This is a genomic window from Streptomyces sp. CAI-85, assembly GCF_013363615.1.
GTDB classification, from domain to species: Bacteria; Actinomycetota; Actinomycetes; order Streptomycetales; family Streptomycetaceae; genus Streptomyces; species Streptomyces antibioticus_B.
Genome location: NZ_JAANNX010000080.1, coordinates 1 through 19,762, shown reverse-complemented (window position 1 = coordinate 19,762; position 19,762 = coordinate 1). Strand labels below are relative to the sequence as shown.

15 protein-coding genes are annotated in these 19,762 nt (G+C 69.7%); 4 read left to right on the top strand and 11 right to left on the bottom strand.

What is annotated here, in order from left to right; translation table 11 throughout:
* Nucleotides 1-4,795 (bottom strand): type I polyketide synthase (locus G6W55_RS34210; RefSeq protein ID WP_175524554.1); only part of this gene is annotated, 4,795 nt, incomplete at its 3' end.
* Between the two features lie 666 nt (nucleotides 4,796-5,461).
* On the opposite strand from G6W55_RS34210, the gene G6W55_RS34205 reads away from it, so the two are divergent.
* From G6W55_RS34205 to G6W55_RS34190, 4 genes are all read left to right on the top strand, one after another.
* Nucleotides 5,462-6,310, top strand: a complete 849-nt coding sequence (locus tag G6W55_RS34205) for a 3-hydroxyacyl-CoA dehydrogenase family protein (protein WP_175524553.1) — start codon at nucleotides 5,462-5,464, stop codon at nucleotides 6,308-6,310.
* A gap of 63 nt (nucleotides 6,311-6,373) precedes the next feature.
* Nucleotides 6,374-6,670: an acyl carrier protein gene (locus G6W55_RS34200; RefSeq protein ID WP_175524552.1), complete on the top strand. Its 297-nt coding sequence runs from the start codon at nucleotides 6,374-6,376 to the stop codon at nucleotides 6,668-6,670.
* The gene (locus G6W55_RS34195) at nucleotides 6,663-7,802 is read left to right on the top strand and encodes an acyl-CoA dehydrogenase family protein (protein ID WP_175524551.1); all 1,140 of its coding nucleotides are present in this window, start codon (nucleotides 6,663-6,665) and stop codon (nucleotides 7,800-7,802) included. Before G6W55_RS34200 ends, G6W55_RS34195 begins: the two co-directional genes overlap by 8 nt.
* 18 nt (nucleotides 7,803-7,820) lie before the next feature.
* Nucleotides 7,821-8,927 (top strand): HAD family hydrolase, encoded by a 1,107-nt coding sequence (locus G6W55_RS34190; protein WP_175524550.1) that lies wholly within the window; start codon nucleotides 7,821-7,823, stop codon nucleotides 8,925-8,927.
* Nucleotides 8,928-8,936: 9 nt separating this feature from the next.
* Here the strand turns inward: G6W55_RS34190 and G6W55_RS34185 are convergent, their stop codons facing one another.
* The 10 genes from G6W55_RS34185 to G6W55_RS34140 all read right to left on the bottom strand — a co-directional run bounded on the left by G6W55_RS34185 (nucleotide 8,937) and on the right by G6W55_RS34140 (nucleotide 19,463).
* Nucleotides 8,937-9,605: an O-methyltransferase gene (locus G6W55_RS34185; protein WP_175524549.1), complete on the bottom strand. Its 669-nt coding sequence runs from the start codon at nucleotides 9,603-9,605 to the stop codon at nucleotides 8,937-8,939.
* 81 nt (nucleotides 9,606-9,686) lie between these two features.
* A complete protein-coding gene (locus G6W55_RS34180) occupies nucleotides 9,687-11,048 on the bottom strand; it encodes an MraY family glycosyltransferase (RefSeq protein WP_175524548.1) in 1,362 nt (453 codons plus the stop codon).
* 162 nt (nucleotides 11,049-11,210) lie between these two features.
* On the bottom strand, nucleotides 11,211-12,449 hold the full coding sequence (gene glyA, locus G6W55_RS34175) for a serine hydroxymethyltransferase (protein WP_175524556.1): 1,239 nt from the start codon (nucleotides 12,447-12,449) through the stop codon (nucleotides 11,211-11,213).
* A gap of 70 nt (nucleotides 12,450-12,519) precedes the next feature.
* A complete protein-coding gene (locus G6W55_RS34170; RefSeq protein ID WP_175524547.1) occupies nucleotides 12,520-13,200 on the bottom strand; it encodes a protein-tyrosine-phosphatase in 681 nt (226 codons plus the stop codon).
* On the bottom strand, nucleotides 13,197-13,844 hold the full coding sequence (locus tag G6W55_RS34165) for an L-threonylcarbamoyladenylate synthase (RefSeq protein WP_175524546.1): 648 nt from the start codon (nucleotides 13,842-13,844) through the stop codon (nucleotides 13,197-13,199). Before G6W55_RS34165 ends, G6W55_RS34170 begins: the two co-directional genes overlap by 4 nt.
* A 64-nt stretch (nucleotides 13,845-13,908) precedes the next feature.
* On the bottom strand, nucleotides 13,909-14,754 hold the full coding sequence (gene prmC / locus G6W55_RS34160) for a peptide chain release factor N(5)-glutamine methyltransferase (protein ID WP_175524545.1): 846 nt from the start codon (nucleotides 14,752-14,754) through the stop codon (nucleotides 13,909-13,911).
* Between the two features lie 36 nt (nucleotides 14,755-14,790).
* The gene (gene prfA / locus G6W55_RS34155) at nucleotides 14,791-15,867 is read right to left on the bottom strand and encodes a peptide chain release factor 1 (protein ID WP_030784598.1); all 1,077 of its coding nucleotides are present in this window, start codon (nucleotides 15,865-15,867) and stop codon (nucleotides 14,791-14,793) included.
* Between the two features lie 124 nt (nucleotides 15,868-15,991).
* Nucleotides 15,992-16,216, bottom strand: a complete 225-nt coding sequence (rpmE, locus tag G6W55_RS34150; RefSeq protein WP_030784595.1) for a 50S ribosomal protein L31 — start codon at nucleotides 16,214-16,216, stop codon at nucleotides 15,992-15,994.
* A 173-nt stretch (nucleotides 16,217-16,389) separates the two neighbouring features.
* On the bottom strand, nucleotides 16,390-17,505 hold the full coding sequence (locus tag G6W55_RS34145) for an LCP family protein (protein WP_175524544.1): 1,116 nt from the start codon (nucleotides 17,503-17,505) through the stop codon (nucleotides 16,390-16,392).
* A gap of 167 nt (nucleotides 17,506-17,672) precedes the next feature.
* Nucleotides 17,673-19,463: a trypsin-like serine protease gene (locus tag G6W55_RS34140; protein ID WP_175524555.1), complete on the bottom strand. Its 1,791-nt coding sequence runs from the start codon at nucleotides 19,461-19,463 to the stop codon at nucleotides 17,673-17,675.
* Nucleotides 19,464-19,762: the final 299 nt, after the last annotated feature.

Below are 19,762 nucleotides of genomic sequence, written 5' to 3'. Positions count from 1 at the left end.
CACCCTGCGAGTGACCCACCACAGCGGCGGGTTCGACGCCGTACGAACGCCACAGCGCCGCCAGCGAAACCATCACCGCCCACGACAACGGCTGCACCACATCCACCCGCTCCAGCAACGGAGCACCCGGAGTCCCTCGAAGGACAGCCTCCGCATCCCAGTCCACAAACTCCGCAAGAGCCTGAGCACACTCGGCGAACCGCTCGGCGAACACCGGAGCGGAATCCAGCAGCTCCACACCCATCCCGGCCCACTGCGCACCCTGCCCCGGGAAGACAAACACCACCCGACCACCAGAACCAGACGCGGTGCCCTGCATCAGCCCTGCCGCCGAATCACCGTGTGCCAGCGCCCGCAGTCCGGCCGCCAGCGCATCCCGGTCGGTGCCGACCAGGACAGCCCGGTCGTCCAGGGCAGCCCGCCCCGCAGTCAGTGTCCAGCCCACGTTCACCGGGGAGAGGTCGGCGTCGCGCTCCACGCGCGCCAGCAGGCGGACGGCCTGGCCCCGCAGCGCCTCGGCCCCGCGCCCCGACAGCACCCACGGCACCGCCACCGGCTCCACCGGAACCGACCGCCGGGCCTCCAGCGCCTGCTCAAGGATCACGTGCGCGTTCGTGCCACTGATGCCGAAGGAGGACACACCGGCCCTACGCGGGCGCCCGTCGCTGTCGGGCCACTCACGCGCCTCGGTGAGCAGCTCCACCGAGCCCGCCGCCCAGTCCACCTCACGCGTCGGCTCGGTGACATGCAGCGTCCGCGGCAACAGACCGTGCCGCATCGCCTCGACCATTTTGATGACGCCACCGACACCCGCGGCCGCCTGCGCGTGCCCGATGTTCGACTTCAACGACCCGAGGTGCAGGGGCCGTTCCCGGTCCTGGCCGTAGGTCGCGATCAGGGCCTGCGCCTCGATCGGGTCGCCGAGCGTGGTGCCGGTGCCGTGCGCCTCGACCGCATCCACCTCATCGGCCGACAGCCCGGCGTTCGCCAGGGCGGCGCGGATCACCCGCTGCTGCGAGGGCCCGTTGGGGGCGGTAAGGCCGTTGCTGGCCCCGTCCTGGTTGACGGCCGAGCCACGCACCACCGCCAGCACCGGATGCCCGTTGCGCCGCGCGTCCGACAACCGCTCCAGCACCAGCATGCCCACACCCTCGGCCCACGAGGTCCCGTCGGCCGAATCGGAGAACGCCTTGGACCGCCCGTCGGAGGCGAGCCCGCGCTGCCGGCTGAACTCCACGAACATGCCGGGCGTCGCCATAACGGTGACGCCGCCGGCCAGCGCCAGCGTGCACTCGCCGGTCCGCAGGGCCTGGGCGGCCTGGTGCAGGGCGACCAGCGACGAGGAGCAGGCCGTGTCCACCGTCACGGCAGGGCCTTCGAGGCCGAGGACGTATGCCAGCCGCCCGGAGACCACGCTGACCGACTTGCCAGTCAGCAGGTAGCCGTCGAGACCGTCCGCGGCCTCGTGCAACTGGGCGCCGTAGTCCTGGGACATGGCACCGGCGAAGACACCGGTGCGGCTGCCCTTCAGGGACAGCGGGTCGATGCCCGCGTACTCGAGCGCCTCCCAGGACGTCTCCAGCAGCAGCCGCTGCTGCGGGTCCATCGCCAGCGCCTCCCGCGGCGAGATCCCGAAGAACCCGGGGTCGAACTCAGGTGCCTCGTACAGGAATCCGCCTTCGCGGACGTACGACGTCCCGGAGCGGCCGGGGTCAGCGTCGTACAGCGTGTCCAGATCCCAGCCCCGGTCCATCGGGAGGGCGGAGATCCCGTCGCGCCCGGTGCGCACCAGGTCCCACAACTCCTCCGGCGAGGTCACCCCGCCTGGGAAGCGGCACCCCATCCCGACGATCGCGATGGGCTCGTCCACCTGCCCGGTGTCGCCCGGCACCTCGCTTTCGGCCGCGTGGCCGGTGCCGAGCACCTCGGCGTCCAGGTGCCGCATGAGGGCGGTCGGCGTCGGGTGGTCGAAAATCAGCGACGACGGCAGCTGCAGCCCCGTCGCCTCGTTCAGCCGGTTGCGCAGCTCCACCCCGGTCAGGGAGTCGAAGCCCAGGTCCTTGAAGGTCCGCGCCGGGTCCACAGCTGCCGCAGAGCCGTATTCGAGCACGGTCGCGATCTGCGCCCGGACCAGCTGCTCCAGCGTCTGCCCGCGCTCCTCGTCGGAGGCGGCGGCGAGCCGCTCGCGCCAAGACTCCGCCCTGACGGCCCGGGGCTCCTCGGCCACCTGCTGTGCCGTCTCGCCAAGCCAGTAGCGGTGGCGTTGGAAGGCATACGTCGGCAGATCGACACGCTGGGCACCTGTGCCGGTGAACACCGCCTTCCAGTCCACCTCGACCCCGTGAGCCCAGGCCCGGGCCAGCGCCGACAACAGCGCCTTCTCCTCCGGCCGGCCACCACCCAGCGCCGGAACGAACACCGCCTCCGAAGCCACCTGCGAACCCGGCCCCGTCAACACACCGTCCGGACCCAACTCCACGAACACCGACACACCCTGCGCCACCAACTCCCGCACACCATCGGCGAAACGGACCGCCTCACGGACATGCCGCACCCAGTACTCCGGGGTGCAGACCTCGGCCGATGCGGCGATGCGACCGGTCAGGTTCGATACGAGGGGGATCTGTGGGGCCGTGTAGGTGAGGCCCTCGGCGACCGCCCGGAACTCCGCCAGCATCGGCTCCATCCGCGGCGAATGGAACGCATGCGACACCGCCAGCCGCTTCGCACGACGACCCTGCGCCGACAGCTGCGCCGCCAACGCCATGACCGCGTCCTCATCACCCGAGACCACCACAGACGTAGGGCCGTTCAGAGCCGCGATACCCACCCGGCCCCCGCCACCCGAGAGCAGACCCTCAACCTCTTCCTCAGTGGCCTCCACCGCCACCATCGCCCCACCAACAGGCAACGCATCCATCAACCGGCCACGCGCCGCCACCAGACGAGCCGCATCCTCAAGCGACCACACCCCGGCCACATGCGCAGCCACCAACTCACCCACCGAATGCCCGCCCACGAAGTCCGGACGCACGCCGAAAGACCCCGCCAGCCGGAACAGAGCCACCTCAACGGCGAACAGCGCCGCCTGCGTGAACACCGTCCGATCCAGCAGACCAGCCTCGGACCCGAACACGACATCCCGGACACCGACACCGGCACCCAGTTCCGCATCCAGAGCCGCACACGCAGCGTCGAAAGCCTCGGCGAAGACAGGGAAACGCTCATACAGCTCCCGGCCCATCCCCAGCCGCTGGGAACCCTGACCCGAGAACAGCACCGCCAGCCAGCCACCCGCCACACCACCGGTGACCAGATCCGGCACGGACTCACCCCGCGCCAACGCCTCCAGCCCCCCCACCAACTCCTCACCCGAGGAGCCGACCACCACAGCCCGGTCCTCCAAAGCCGCCCGCCCCGCCAGCGACCAACCCACATCCACCGGCGAAACACCCTCGCCCACACCGGACAGCAACCGCTCCGCCTGCGCCCGCAACGCCCCTTCCCCACGCCCGGACACCACCCACGGCACCACCGACGCCACCACACCCGCACCTTCAACCACCGGCCCCGAACCCTCCGGAGCCTCCTCCACAATCACATGCGCGTTCGTCCCGCCCATGCCGAAGGACGACACGCCCGCAACGAGCGAATCGGCTTCCTGAGGCCAGGCTTCCAGCTCGGTCTGAACCCGTAGCCGGAGCGAATCGAGTGGGATTTCGGCCGGGGGTTCCGTGAAGTTGAGACTTGCCGGAATGACTCTGTACCTGATCGACAGCACAGCCTTTATGAGACCGGCGACACCGGCAGCGCCTTCCAGATGTCCGAGGTTGGTCTTCACCGATCCGACGCGCAGCGGATTACCGCTCGGGCGTTCCCGGCCAAAAGCGGTTCCGAGTGCCGCCGCTTCGATGCGGTCACCCACGCGGGTGCCGGTTCCGTGAAGTTCGACATACTGAACGGCGGCGGGGTCGATGCCGGCGCGGGCGCATGCGAGGCCGATGACTTCTTCCTGTGCCGCCTGGTGCGGCACGGTGAGTCCTGGTCCGCCTCCGTCGTTGTTCACCGCGCTGCCGCGAATGACACAAAGGATGCGGTCCCCGTCGGCAAGGGCGTCGGCGAGTCGCTTGAGGACGACGATTCCGCCGCCCTCTCCGCGGACATATCCGTTGGCCTGTGCGTCGAAGGTCCGGCACTTCCCGTCGGGGGAAAGTCCGCCGAACTTCTCCGAGCGTTCGGCGCTCTCGGGGGCGAGGGCGAGGTTGACGCCGCCGGCCAGGGCGAGGGTGCACTCTCCAGTGCGCAGCGCCTGGGCGGCCTGGTGCACAGCGACGAGTGAGGAGGACTGGCCGGTGTCGATCGTGATGCTGGGTCCGCGCAGGCCAAGGGCGTAGGAGACGCGGTTAGCGATGATGCTGCGGGCCAGGCCGGTCATGGCGTGCTGGCCGACGGCGGCGGGTGCCTGGCGGTGCGTGAGCATCGCGTAGTCGTCCCACATAGCGCCGACGAACACGCCGGTCGAGCGACCTTGGAGGGACGGTGGAGCGATGCCGGAATCCTCCAGCGCCTCCCATGCCAATTCCAGTGTGAGGCGCTGCTGCGGGTCCATCACTGCGGCCTCGCGCGGGGAAATCCCGAAGAAACTCGGATCGAATTCTTCGACTTGTTCCAGCTTCCCGGGGACGACGGACCTTCCGCCCCTCAGCAACTCCCAGAATTCGGCCGCACTGGACACACCCGGAAAACGGCACGAAGTGCCGATGATGGCGATGTAATCATCACTTAAGGCGTGCATGCCAACTGACATACTGTGAAGATCCCCCGTCTAGCATGGAAAGCGGACATTGCACCCGCGCTGCCTCTCCTAGAGGGCGACTGCGCCCTTCGGGTACAGCAACGTACATCCTGCAAGCCGTTTGCAGCCTAACCCCCTCACGTGATCCGGAGTCAAGAAAATTCGGATGGCAACAAGTTGCCGGGAGGCGGCGGCTGTTCGGCGCTGCTGACGGCGTGGTCTGGGCACTGCCGTGGCCGCCGACCGTGCTGCTGCACCTGCGAACTGTGTCGCATCTCACGCCCGACTGCGGGCGGGCCGGCCAGCATTGCGAGTTCACTCCAAGGAGCGCGCCGGGCCGTCCTTTCCCTGCCTCGGAGCGCGTGCTACGTTGCAGTGAACGATCAAGGGGGAAGTCCTGGTGCGCTCATGACTCCACGTCACCAGGCTGGCTCAGTCGCCGAGTTGTGGACGGCACGGATCCCAGGAGGTCTCGGCCTCCCTGGAGCGCGGCCCGCCTTCAGAGCCTCTTCCTCCCGGTGAACGCCCGTCCCGTGTCCCGTACTTGTGCAGGAAGCCCATTGCCGCCCGCCGGTGACGACCGCGACCGTGGCTCGCGCACATGCCCCCGTCCCTGACAGCCGTAGCGAGCCGGCCCGGCGAGCGCGAAGGAGTGTGTCCGGCACGATGAGTGAACCAACAGACCGTCAAGTCGCCATCGTGGGTGCGGGGGTGATGGGTTCGGGGATCGCCGCCTTGGTGCTCGGACACGGCATCCCCGTCGTCTTGGTCGACGTCGACAATACGACGCTGAGCGCGGCACGCGTCAGGATCGAGCAGCAGCTGCGGCATGCCCAGCTCATGGGCGCGCTGCCCCCGGGCACGGCGCCTGGCGAGCTGACGACCAGCGTGTCCCTGGCGGATGCGGCGGACGCGACCGCGGTGATCGAGGCGATCGTGGAGCTGCCGGCGGAGAAGGCCAAGGTGCTGGCCGAGGTCTCGGCGGCCGTACGACCCGGGACGCCGGTGATCTCCAACACGTCCGGCATTCCCATCGCCGAGCTGGCCCGGTCGGCGGACCGGCCCGAGGAACTGCTCGGCACGCACTTCATGAACCCGTCGTACCTGATCAGGATGGTCGAGGTCAGCCGGGGTCCGCAGACTGGTGACGCCGCCGTGGCGGCCGTGGTGGAGCTGCTGTCCGCGCTGAACCGCAAGGCCGTCATCGTGCGGGACGCGCCGGGCTTCGTCACGAGCCGGCTGCTGCATCCGATGATCAACGCGGCGGCGCGGATCGTCGGCGAGGGCACCGCGACGGTGGAGGCGGTGGACGAGCTGATGGAGGGCTGCCTCGGGCACCCGACCGGCCCGCTGCGCACCGCCGACCTGATCGGTCTGGACAACCTGGCCGACTCCCTCCAGGTTCTCCACGAACGCACCGGCGACCCCTCCTGCAAGCCCGCCGACCTGCTGCTGGAGAAGGTCCGCCAGGGTGCCCTCGGCCGCAAGTCCGGCCGGGGCTTCTACGTGTACTGAGACACGCGCGTATCCCGAGTCGAAGACCCCTGAAAGTCACTCCGAAAGCCGAAAGGTGTTGCGGTGAGCACTGAACCGACCTCGCAGGGCGCCGAGTTGAGCGCCGAGTCCGTCGAGCGGGAGCTGCTGGGCTTCCTGGAGGCCAAGACCAGGACCTCGCTGACGCCGGACCAGGATATGTTTGCCTCCGGTCTGGTGTCCTCCATGTTTGCCATGGAGCTGGTCGTCCACCTCGAACAGGCCTACCAGGTCGCCATCGTGGGCGCCGACCTCAAGCTGGACAACTTCCGGACCGTGCAGCGCATGACGGAGCTGGTACTGCGGCTGCGGGCCGCGTCGGCCTCGGTCGGCCATGCCTGACCGGCACGTCGGCGACCCCACTCCCGGCGACCGGCTCGCCGACGGGTTCGCTCTTCTCAACTCTCTCGTCGACGGGCGGGCCGAGGAGTGGGACCTGTCCGGCGAGATCCCCCTGGAGGTGCTGCGCACCGCCGGTGAGCGGGGGCTGCTGTGCGCACAGGTCGCCAGTGAGCTGGGCGGACTCGGCCTGAGCAGCCGGGACAACGGAGAGCTGACGGCGTACGCGGGCAGTCTGTGCAGCTCGCTGCGGAGTGTAATGACCTCGCAGGGCATGGCCGCCTGGACGATCCAGCGGCTGGCCAACCCCGACCAGTCGGCCGCGCTGCTGCCGGAGCTGGTCGGCGGCCGGCTGGCCGCGGTCGGCTTCAGCGAGAGCGGTGCCGGCTCCGACGTGACCGCCATGACCACCAAAATCGAGGTGTCGGGCGACTCCGTCGTAGTCACCGGCCACAAGGTGTGGATGACCGCCGCCCACTACGCCGACCTGCTGGTCGTCTTCGGGCAGTGCGAGGGCGGCGCAGCGGTCGTCGTGGTTCCGGCCTCTGCGCCCGGCGTCCAGGTGGAGCAGGTCGCCGACCCGCTGGGCTGCCGTGCGGCCGGGCATGCGAACGTGCGCTTCGACTCGGTGCGGCTGCCACTGTCCAGCCTGCTCGGTACGCCGGGCATGCCGCTGCCGCTGCTGGTGACCACCGCTCTCGCCTACGGCCGTATCTCGGTGGCCTGGGGGTGTGTGGGCATCCTGCGCGCCTGCCGAAACGCCGCGGCGCGGCACGCTGCCTCGCGGGAGCAGTTCGGCAGGCCGCTGCACGAGCACCAGCTGGTCGCGGGGCACCTCGCCGACCTATACGCGGCCGAGCAGATCACGGCCCAGGCGTGCGCACATGCCAGCGCGTGCTGGGACGACGGTTCCCCAGACCAGGTCGTGGCGACCGTGCTGGCCAAGCACGTCAGCGCCGGGCACGCGGCCCGCGGTGCCGCGGCGGCCGTGCAGGTGCTGGCCTCGGCCGGGGCGCGGGACGGTCACGTCGTGGCGCGCGCGTACCGGGACGCGAAGCTGATGGAGATCATCGAGGGCAGCAACGAAATCTGCCAATTAATTCTGGCACAGCACGCCGTGGCTACGGCACAGTGACCATCCTGGAGGATCTGCATGTCTGAAGTGCCGACCACGGTGAAGTGCCTGGTCTGGGACCTGGACAACACGCTCTGGCAAGGTACGCTGTCGGAGGGTGACGAGGTGCGGCCGCCGGATGGCGTGCGGGAGTTGATCATCGAGCTGGACTCCCGGGGCATTCTCCAGTCGGTGGCCAGCAAGAACGACTACGACCTTGCCTGGGCCAAGCTGGAGGAGCTGGGCTTGGCCGAGTACTTTGTGCTGCCGCGAATCGGGTGGGGGCCGAAGTCGGACTCGGTGCGGGACATCGCGGACCAGCTGAGGTTCGGGCACGGCACCATCGCCTTCGTGGACGACCAGCCCGCCGAGCGGGCCGAGGTCTCCTTCCACCTGCCGGAGGTCCGCTGCTACGCCGCCGAGCAACTGTCGGCGCTGGCGAAGCTGCCGGAGTTCAGTCCACGCAACGTCACCGTGGACGCGCGGCGGCGGCGCCAGATGTACCAGGCCGGCTTCCGCCGTGAGGAGGAGCAGGCCGCGTTCCGTGGGCCGACGGAGGAGTTCCTGCATTCGCTGGAGCTTCGGATGCGCATCGGCCGGGCGACCGAGGAGCAGTTGTCGCGCGTGGAGGAGCTCACGCTGCGCACCAGCCAGATGAACGCGACGGGCGTGCACTACTCCGACACGGCGCTGCGCGAGCTGCTGGCCGATCCCGGGCACGAGGTGTTGGTGGCGACCATGAACGACCGTTTCGGGCCGCACGGCGCGATCGGCGTACTGCTACTTCAAACGCTGCCCGATGTCTGGCGCATCAAGCTCCTGGCGACCTCGTGCCGGGTGGTGTCGTTCGGGGCGGGTGCGGCGATCATGAACTGGCTGATCGACCAGACCGCCCGGGCGGGTGCCCACCTGGTGGCCGATTTCCGGCCTACGGAACGCAACCGCATGATGGAGATCGCCTACCGGTTCGCCGGTCTCGGCGAGGAGTCCTGTGCGTGCCAGGACGCGCTGCCCGACGCGAAGGCCGAGGATCTGCAGCAGCTGCACCTAGTGCCGGCGCGGCGCGAGCCGCCCACTACGATCCGGATCAGCGCCCCGGACCTGGCCGCGGACCACCGCGTGACCACCGCGGGTCCGGTGCACTGACCGGCGTGCTCAACATGCCTTCTTGCGTACCAGAGTGATGCCATCGGCCATCGGGAGGAGTGATATCTCCACCCGATGGTCGTCGCGCAGGAAGGAATTCAGCTCGCGGATAGCGACCGTGTCGGGATCCTGGGCTTCCGGGGCGATAACCCGGCCGAAGAAAAGGGTGTTGTCAAGGACGACGAGTCCGCCCGGCCGCACCAGCTCGAGGGACAATTCGTAATAGCGGCGATAATTCGCCTTGTCCGCGTCAACGAAGGCGAAATCGAAGGTGTTCGCTTTTCCTTCACCGAGCAGCCCGGTAAGAGTTTCGGTGGCATTCCCGATACGGACGTCGATACGGTCCGCAACGCCCGCCTTCACCCAGTACTCCTGGGCGATGCCGGGCCATTTGTCGCTGATATCGCAGGTGACGATGCGTCCACCAGGCGCGAGGCCACGGGCCATGCACAGAGTGCTGTACCCGGTATACGTTCCGATCTCCAACACTTCCCGAGCACCCGTCAGGCCGACCAGGAAACCGAGCAACTGCCCCTCTTCAGCCATGACCTGCATGGCCTGCCCCATGGGCAGTTCACCGGTCAATTCGCGAAGCCCACGCAACGTCTCGTCGTCCCGCAGGGAGACGCCACGCACATAAGAGAGCAATTCCGTTGAGGACATGATTTGATTAGCCACCGCTTCAACATAGCGGCGACGCATAATCTCAGGCAAGGGCGACCGAAAGAAACTTTGGGAATTGAATGCCCTCGCCTTGTGTCAGCGCGGCGTGTCCCGGAGGCGTGAACGGGCGCCGATCGCGGTCGCGCCATTGACACCGGAGACGCCCGCGGCGACGGGGGTACGGGGCACCTGGCCGCCCTCGGAGTCCACGGGGGCCCCTGCGGCCCCCCCGGCCTCCGCCGGAGTCCCGGCGGGGCCTTCCGACGCCCTCTGGAGGGCCGCCTCGGCCCTGCGGCGGCGGTAGCGCGGCGGCAGGAACGCCTCCGCCCAGCGCGGTGCCCGTGGGGTGAAGCGGGGCAGGAGGAGGAGTACCAGGCCCAGGGCGCTGAGGAAGACGACGCCGAGGACGATCCACATGGCGCCCGCGTTCACGGAGTAGGCCAGGGTGCCGAAGGCGATCAGGCCCGACCAGAAGTACATGATCAGGACCGCGCGGCTGTGCGAGTGGCCGATCTCCAGCAGGCGGTGGTGGAGATGTCCGCGGTCCGCGGCGAACGGGGACTGGCCGCGCCAGGTGCGGCGGACGATCGCCAGGATCAGGTCGGCGGCCGGGATCGCGATGATCGTGAGCGGCATCACGAGCGGGATGTACACCGGCACCATCTGGTGGACCGCGCTGCGCTCGGAGTTCGTGTAGAGGTTCATCAGGTCCGGGTCGACCTGGCCGGTGACCGAGATCGCGCCCGCCGCCAGCACCAGCCCGATCAGCATCGAGCCCGAGTCGCCCATGAAGATCCGCGCCGGGTGCATGTTGTGCGGCAGGAAGCCCAGGCACATGCCCATCAGGATCGCCGCGAACAGCGTCGCCGGGGCGGCGGCCTCGATGCCGTACGAGTACCAGATGCGGTAGGCGTACATGAAGAACGCCGCCGACGCGATGCACACCATGCCGGCGGCGAGGCCGTCGAGACCGTCCACGAAGTTCACCGCGTTGATGGTGATGACCACCAGCGCCACGGTCAGCAGGGTGCCCTGCCACTGGGTGAGCGCCACCGTGCCGACGCCCGGGATGGGCAGCCACAGGATCGTCAGACCCTGCATGACCATCACGCCGGCGGCGATCATCTGGCCGCCCAGCTTGATCAGCGCGTCGATCTCGAACTTGTCGTCCAGGACACCGATCAGCCAGATCAGCGCGGCGCCCGAGAGCAGCGCGCGCGGCTCGTTGGACTTCTCGAAGACCTCGTTGAGGTTGGTGAGGTGGTCGGCGACCAGCAGACCGGCGCACAGCCCGAAGAACATGGCGATACCGCCGAGCCGCGGAGTGGGTTCCCGGTGCACGTCACGGGCCCTGATCTCCGGCATCGCTCCGGCCACGATCGCGAACTTCCGTACCGGCCCTGTCAGCAGGTAGGTCACCGCGGCCGTGATGCAGAGCGTCAGCAGGTATTCACGCACGGGCTTCCCCACAGATCTCGCTGGCCATCTCAGCCCCACACCCTAGCGATCGACTCCGACGCGGCGCATATGTGTGGGGACTTCCGGGTAGCGACGATGGTTGCACGCGCGGCTGTGGCTTCGGGCGCACGGGGGCGCGTCCACCCGCGCGCCTACCCCGTTTCAGGCGGGATACGGCGGGAACGCGCCCGTCAGTTCCCGCACCCGGGCCCGCGCCTTCGTGACCTCGGTCTCCTTCCTGAGCACCCCCGCGATCAGCGCCGCGATCCGGGCCATCTCCTCCTCCCGCATCCCCTGCGTGGTCACCGCCGCCGTGCCCAGCCTGAGCCCGCGGTCGTGGGCGTGCGGCAGCGCGCAGCAGTCCAGCACGATCCCGGCGGCCGCCAGCAGCCCGCGCGCGGCCCGTCCCTCGACACCCAGCGGCGCCGGGTCCGCGGTGATCAGATGCGTGTCCGTGCCCCCGGTGGTGACGGCGAGCCCCTCGGCCGCGAGCCCCGCCGCGAGCACCTTGGCGTTGGCGACGACCTGATGGGCGTAGACGGTGAACGCGGGCGTCGCCGCCTCCCCGAACGCCACCGCCTTCGCCGCCACGGTGTGCATCTGCGCACCGCCCTGCGTGAAGGGGAAGACGGCCCGGTCGACCCGCTCGGCCAGTTCGGCGCCGCACAGCAGCATCCCGCCGCGCGGCCCCCGCAGCACCTTGTGGGTGGTGGCGCACACGACATCGGCGTACGGCACCGGACTGGGCGCCGCTCCCCCGGCCACCAGGCCGATCGGGTGTGCGGCGTCGGCGATCAGATGGGCGCCCGCCTCGTCGGCCGCCTCCCGGAAGAGGGCGTAGTCGATATGGCGCGGGTAGGCGATGGAGCCGCACACGATCGCCTTCGGGCGGTGTGCACGGGCCAGGGTGAGGACCTGCTCGTAGTCGATCAGCCCGGTCTCGGCGTCCACCCCGTAGGGGACGAAGTCGAACCAGCGCCCGGAGAAGTTCGCCGGCGACCCGTGGGTGAGGTGGCCGCCGTAAGGCAGCCCGAGGGCGAGGACGGTGTCCCCGGGCCGCAGCAGCGCCGCGTACGCCGCCAGCACGGCCGAGGAGCCGGAGTGCGCCTGTACGTTGGCGTGGCCGGCCCCGAAGAGGGCCTTGGCGCGGTCCACGGCGAGCCGTTCGGCGACGTCGACCAGTTCACAGCCGCCGTGGTGCCGGGCGCCCGGATAGCCCTCCGCGTACTTGTTGGCCAGCGGCGAGCCGAGCGCGGCCAGCACGGCGGGCGAGGTGAAGTTCTCGGCGGCGATCAACTGGAGCGACGTCGCCTGGCGCTCGCGCTCCCCGTCCAGGATCTCCGCCAGCTCGGGGTCCTGCCCACGCAGGACATCGGCCTCGTGAACGGGAACGACCGACATGGTGGACTCCGAGGCGCCGACGATGACGTACGTCCAATGTAGGCCCGCCACAGCCGCACCGCGCCCCGCGTCACATCCGCGCGGGAACCCCCGTCAGCGCGGTCACCACCGGATCCAGCGCCTGATGTATCTCGTCCCCGATCGAGCGGAAGAACGGCAGGGGCGCCCCGTAGGGGTCGTACACCTCGTCCGCCTCCAGGGTGGGCGCGAGGAGCCAGCCCCGCAGGGCCGCCGCGGCCCGCACGAGCGCCCGCGCCCGCCGTACGACGCCCTCCTCCAGCGGGGGCAGCGTCGCGGGGTCGATCGCGTTGACCAGCCGGGTGAACTCCTTCAGCGTGAAGGTGCGCAGCCCCGCCGAGTGGCCCATGGAGATGACCTGGGCACGGTGGTCACGGGTCGCCGTCAGCACCAGGTCGGCCATGATGACGTGCTCGTCGAGCAGCTCACGCCCGGTGAAGCCGGAGGCGTCCGCGCCGAAGTCGGCCAGCACGGTCTCCGCGTTGGACTCCATCGGCGCGCCCTCGTGGCCCCAGGTGCCCGCGCTCTCCACGACCAGCCCGCCGCCCAGCACCCCGAGCCGCTGCGACACGAAATGCCGGGTCAGCCGCTCGGTGATGGGTGAGCGGCAGACGTTGCCGGTGCTGACGTGGAGGATGCGGAAGGTGTCGCGCGGCAGTCCGACGAAGGTCGTCGTGATCTCCGCGGCGCGCTCCCCGTTGCCTATGCCACGCCCCGCGTCAGGGGCTGTCAATTCGCCACCTCGAGGTCGGGTACGACCTTCCTCAGCTCGTCCGCCGAGATCGCCCCCGCCCGCAGCAGCACCGGCACCTCGCGGCTGACGTCGACGATCGAGGACGGCACGTTGCCGGGGGTGGGGCCGCCGTCGAGGTAGACGGAGACGGAGTCGCCGAGCATCCCCTGGGCGGCGTCGCAGTTCTCCGGCGCCGGGTGGCCGGTGAGGTTGGCGGAGGAGACGGCCATCGGGCCGACCTCGGTGAGCAGCTCGATGGCGACCGGGTGCAGCGGCATGCGCACGGCGACCGTGCCCCGGGTGTCGCCCAGGTCCCACTGGAGGGACGGCTGGTGCCGGGCGACGAGCGTGAGCGCGCCCGGCCAGAAGGCGTCGACCAGTTCCCAGGCCAGCTCGGAGAAGTCCGTGACGAGGCCGTGCAGCGTGTTCGGGGAGCCGATGAGGACGGGCGTGGGCATGTTGCGGCCGCGGCCCTTGGCCTCCAGCAGATCGCCGACGGCCTCCTTGGTGAACGCGTCGGCGCCGATGCCGTACACCGTGTCGGTCGGGAGGACCACGAGCTCGCCACGGCGGACGGCGGACGCGGCCTCGCGCAGACCGGTCACACGGTCGGTCGCGTCGTTGGTGTCGTATCGCCGAGCCATGTCTGGCGGGCCTCCTCGTGCACGTACTGCTGGACGGACGTCTGGGGGGTGTGCGCCCGGGTGCTCACGGCATGGCCCGGCGGGCGGTCGCGAAGCGGGGGCGCTTGTTGAGGTCGGGGTGGTCGGCCGCGTCGGCCCAGCCCCGCTCCTCGGTGAAGATCCACGGCACCTGGCCGCCCTGGGTGTCGGCGTGCTCGATGACGACGACACCGCCGGGGCGCAGCAGCCGGTGCGCGGTGCGTTCCAGACCCCGGATCAGGTCCAGGCCGTCCTCGCCGGAGAACAGGGCCAGCTCGGGGTCGTAGTCCCGCGCCTCGGGAGCGACGTACTCCCATTCGGTGAGCGGGATGTACGGCGGGTTGGAGACGACCAGGTCGACCTGGCCGTCGAGGTCCCGGAAGGCGTCCAGGGCGTTGCCCTGCCGCAGGTCGACCCTGGAGCCCTGCATGTTCTTGCGGGTCCACCGAAGGGCGTCCTCGGACAGCTCCACGGCGTGCACGCGCGAGCGCGGCACCTCCTGGGCGAGGGCGAGCGCGATGGCGCCGGAGCCGGTGCACAGGTCGACGATGCACGGCTCGACGACGTCCATGGCGCGGACCGCGTCTATGGCCCAGCCGACGACCGACTCGGTCTCGGGGCGCGGCACGAAGACTCCGGGGCCGACCTGGAGCTCCAGGTACCGGAAGTAGGCCCGCCCGGTGATGTGCTGGAGCGGCTCGCGCTGCTCGCGCCGGGCGATGACCTCCCAGTACCGGGCGTCGAAGTCGGAGTCCTTCACGGAATGGAGTTCACCGCGCTTCACGCCGTGCACGAACGCGGCCAGCTCCTCCGCGTCGTTGCGCGGCGAGGGCACGCCGGCGTCGGCCAGCCGCTGGGTGGCCTGGGCCACCTCTGCGAGCAGCAGGTTCACGCAAGTCCTCCGTGTCGTACTCGAGCGTGCACAGCCTTACGCGGCTGCGAGCTTCGCGGCCGAGTCGGCGTCGACGCATGCCTGGATCACCGCGTCGAGGTCGCCGTCCAGGACCTGGTCCAGGTTGTACGCCTTGAAGCCGACGCGGTGGTCCGAGATGCGGTTCTCCGGGAAGTTGTAGGTGCGGATCTTCTCGGAGCGGTCGACGGTGCGGACCTGGCTGCGGCGGGCGTCGGCGGCCTCCCGCTCCGCCTCCTCCTGCGCCGCCGCGAGCAGCCTGGAGCGCAGGATACGCATCGCCTGCTCCTTGTTCTGAAGCTGGCTCTTCTCGTTCTGGCAGGAAGCGACGACTCCGGTGGGAATGTGCGTGATGCGCACGGCGGAGTCGGTGGTGTTCACGGACTGTCCGCCGGGCCCGGAGGACCGGTAGACGTCGATGCGGAGGTCGTTCGGGTTGATCTCGACGTCGACCTCCTCCGCCTCGGGGGTGACGAGGACACCGGCGGCGGAGGTGTGGATGCGGCCCTGCGACTCGGTCGCCGGGACGCGCTGCACCCGGTGCACCCCGCCCTCGTACTTCATCCGCGCCCACACGCCCTGGCCGGGCTCGGTGGCGCCCTGGCCGCCCTTGGTCTTCACGGCGACCTGGACGTCCTTGTAGCCGCCCAGCTCGGACTCGGTGGCGTCGATGATCTCGGTCTTCCAGCCGACGCGCTCGGCGTAGCGCAGGTACATGCGCAGCAGATCGCCGGCGAACAGGGCCGACTCGTCGCCGCCCGCGCCCGCCTTGATCTCCAGGATGACGTCCTTGTCGTCGCTCGGGTCGCGCGGGACGAGGAGGAGGCGCAGCTTCTCCGTGAGTTCCTCGCGCTGCCGGTCGAGCACCTTGACCTCGGCGGCGAAGTCGGGGTCGTCGGCGGCGAACTCGCGGGCGGTCTCGATGTCGTCGCCGGTCTGCTTCCAGGAGCGGTAGGTGGCGACGATCGGGGTCAGCTCGGCGTACCGCTTGTTGAGCTTGCGCGCGTTGGCCTGGTCGGCGAAGACCGACGGGTCCGCGAGCTTCTTCTCCAGATCGGCGTGTTCACCGAGGAGGTCCTCGACGGCCTCGAACATCTTGGGCTCCTGTACTGCTGGCGTGCGCGTGTTGCCGCGCGGGAAGGGGAAGGCGGGCGACCAAAAACGCCGGTCCCGGCGCACCCCGCAGGGGCACGGCCGTGGACCGGCGAAAAGGGGCTCGCTACTTCGAGGAGCCGGCGGCAGCCTTGCCGAAGCGGGCCTCGAAGCGGGCCACACGGCCACCGGTGTCGAGGATCTTCTGCTTGCCCGTGTAGAACGGGTGGCACTCGGAGCAGACGTCGGCGCGGATGGTGCCGCTGTCGATCGTGCTGCGGGTGGTGAACGACGCGCCGCAGGTGCAGCTCACCTGCGTCTCGACGTACTCGGGGTGGATGTCGCGCTTCAAGGTGTCTCCTAGTTTCGGGAGGGCGCCGGGTCGCCGCCGCGGGATACGGGAGCGTGAACCGGAGCCGACGTACCAGTCTGCCAGGACTGGCGCCATCCCCCAAAACCGGGGGGCGGGGTGATCTATTCCCACGGCCCGTCCTGCCGTCTCCACGGCTGTCTCTACGGCTGTCTCTACGACGCGGTGACGACGCCGTCCGCCTCGCCCGTGGCGTTGCCCTCGGTGGCCTCCTTGGGGATCGGCCGGTCATTCTCGAGGGCCGTCCAGACCTGCTGCGCCTTGGTCTCCAGGACGACGACCCGGTTGGGGTCGGCGGGGTCGTAGCGGACCGGCAGGGTGACCATGTGCATGTTCGACGCCTTGATGCCCTTGAGTCCGGCCGCCCAGGACATCAGGGTCTTCACCGAGCCGAGGTCGGAGTCGGTGGTGACCGCCTTGGTGGCGGTGTCGGCGAGGTCGTACAGCTTCTTCGGGCTGGTGAAGAGGCCGACCTCGCGGACCTGCTCGACGAGCGCCTTGATGAACGCCTGCTGGAGCTGGATGCGGCCGAGGTCGGAGCCGTCGCCGACGCCGTGCCGGGTGCGGACCAGGCCGAGGGCCTGCTCACCGGTGAGAGTGTGGGTGCCGGCCGCCAGTTCGAGATGGCTGTCGGGGTCGTCGATGGCCTTGGTGGTGGTGACCTCGACGCCGCCGAGTTCGTCGATGAGCTTCTCGAAGCCGGCGAAGTCGACTTCCAGGTAGTGGTCCATCCGGATGCCGCTGATCGACTCGACGGTCTTCACCGCGCAGGCCGCGCCGCCGGTGGAATACGCGGAGTTGAACATCACGCCGCGTGCCGCGTCATGGGTGACGCCCTGGGTGTCGGTGCACTCGGGGCGGTCGATCAGGGTGTCGCGCGGGACGGAGACCACGCTGGCCTTCTTGTGGCCCTCGTAGACGTGGACGATCATCGCGGTGTCGGAGCGGGCGCTGCCGTCGTCGGTGCCGCCGCCGAGCTTCCTGTTGGCGCCGGAGCGGGTGTCCGAGCCCAGGACCAGGATGTTCTCGGAGCCGTTGTCGGCCTTGTCGGGCCGGTCGGTGCCGAGCGCCTGGTTGATGTCGACGCTTCTGATGTTGCCGTTGAGCTTGAAGTACAGATAGCCGGCGCCGGTGCCGCCGAGGATCACGATCCCCGCGGCCGTCCAGGCCATGACGAGCAGTCCCTTGCGCCTGCCCCGCTCCCGGCGGTGGCGCGGGCCGCTGTCGGCCTCCCCCGGTATGCCGGGCTCCGGTGTGCTCTCGGCGGTCATGTGCTCCTCTGTTCTCGTGCGAACCTCACCATCGTCACTCCGCCTGGTCAGACGGGGAAACTCGAACGGCGGTTGCACGACGCTCCGTGACCGAATCGCGAGGATTCGATCACGGAGCGTGTCCAGAGGGTCGGGTGGGCCCGGCTCACCTGCGTAAAGGGCCGAAATCAGCCGAACAGGTCGTACGTCTTGAAACCGGTACCGAGCGACACGCGTGTGGCGAAGATCGCGCTGGTGTTCTTGCCGGTGCCCTTGTAGAGGTACAGCGTGCCGCCCGGCGTACGGGTCAGCAGATCGGCCTTGCCGTCGCCGTTGACGTCCCCGACGGTGTCGAAGACGTTGTACGTCGTCGTGGGCCACGTGGCGACCTTGAGACGGGCCCCGAAGGCGCCCGTGCCGGCCTTGCCGGTGCCCCGGTAGAGGTAGACCGCGCCGGTGCTCTTGTTGCGGACGATCAGGTCGGCCCGGCCGTCGCCGTTGAAGTCGCCGTGGCCGCGCACGATGTCGTACTGCGTCCAGTTGGTGGCGGCCTGGATCCGGCTGCCCAGCTTCCCGTCGCCCTTGCCCGGGTAGATCCACACCACACCCGCGGAGTCGACGGACACGACGTCCGGCAGGGTGTCGCCGGTGACGTCACCGGGGGCGACGATCGCCCGGCGGGTCTTCCAGTTGTCGGCGAGCAGATTGCTCACCCAACTGTCGGTGGACGGCACGTAGTGCCGCCAGTAGACGTCACCGTCGGAGGTGCGGCGCTGGACCAGGTCCTGGTAGCCGTCCCGGTTCAGGTCGGCCTGCACCACCAGGTTCCAGGCCGAGTACGAGCCCCAGGACGCCCGGGAACCGAGCGAGCCGCCCTTGGAGGGCAGGTGGTAGCCGGTCTTGGTGGAGGAGTTGCGCACCCACACGTCGGCGTAGTTGTCACCGGTGATCTCGGTGTCGTCGATCCGCGGGTAGGTCGCGCCGACGTACGTGGTGACCTTGGTGAAGACGCTGTACGCGCCCTGCTTCACGCAGTCCCTGACGCCCCAGGAGACGACACCCACGATCTTGCCGCCGACCACCAGCGGGCCGCCGGAGTCGCCGTTGCAGGCGGAGGTGGTGCCAGTGTCCGAGCCGGAGGCCGGGGTGCCCGCGCACACCATGTGCCCCGCGATGAAGTCGGTGCCGTAGAAGCCCGAGCAGGTCGCGTTGGACTGGATCGGCAGGGTGGCCGTCTTCAGCACGTCGGAGATGTTCTCGTTCGTGGACGTGGTGCGGCCCCAGCCGTAGACCTTCGCCGCGGTGTTCGCCGTGTACGAGGCGGTGTCACCGGCCGTCGTCATCGGGATCGGCTTCGCCTTGACCGGGTTCGGCAGGGTCAGCAGCGCGATGTCGTTGTCGATGGTGGCGGCGTTGTACGACGGGTAGTTCCACTGCCGCCAGACACCGCTCACGGTGCCGCCGTGCAGGTCGACGTTGCCGCCCGCGTCCTCCGACGGAAGCTGCGCGGTGCCGGTGACGACGACGCCGTGGGCCTTCCAGTTGTAACCCTTGACGCAGTGCGCGGCCGTGAGGATCTTCGTCGGCGCGACCACGGCGCCGCCGCAGAAGAAGCCGATGTCGTCGGCGGTGGTGCTGGTGCCGCGGTCGTCGCCGTACCAGAGCTGCGCCATCCAGGGCGCGTTGGCGATGGTGGTCGTCGAACCGCCGATGACCTTCGGGTCGACGGTGGCGGACCTCGTGCCGGCGCTCAGGGACGCCTTCGAGGACGTCTCCCCGGCGATGTCGTCGCCGGCGAGGGCCGTCGACAGGCGGGCGTCCAGTTGGGCGGCCGACGGCGTGCTCCGCACGGGCGCCGGGACCGCCGTGGCCGCGTCGGCCGACGACGTCAGCAGCACTCCGCCGACGGTCGCGGCGAGCGTGGCCGCCACGACCGGCAGAGCGAGACGTATCCGGCGTCTGTGCCGGCCCCCGGACATACGTGTACCCACTCGTGTCCCCCCTCGGGATCAGAAGTGCAGGATCGGTGCGCCCGAACGGCCGACCGAAGGGCGTGATCGTAACAACGCCCACCGACAACGCGAAGGGCCGCCCCCGGCATCGGGAGCGGCCCTGCTACGGCGTACGGGGCGACGTCAGTCGTTGTTGCCCGGCGACGGCGTCGTCTTCTGGATCTGCATCAGGAACTCGGCGTTCGACTTGGTCTGCTTCATCTTGTCGAGGAGCAGCTCGATCGCCTGCTGCTGGTCGAGCGCGTGCAGCACCCGGCGCAGCTTCC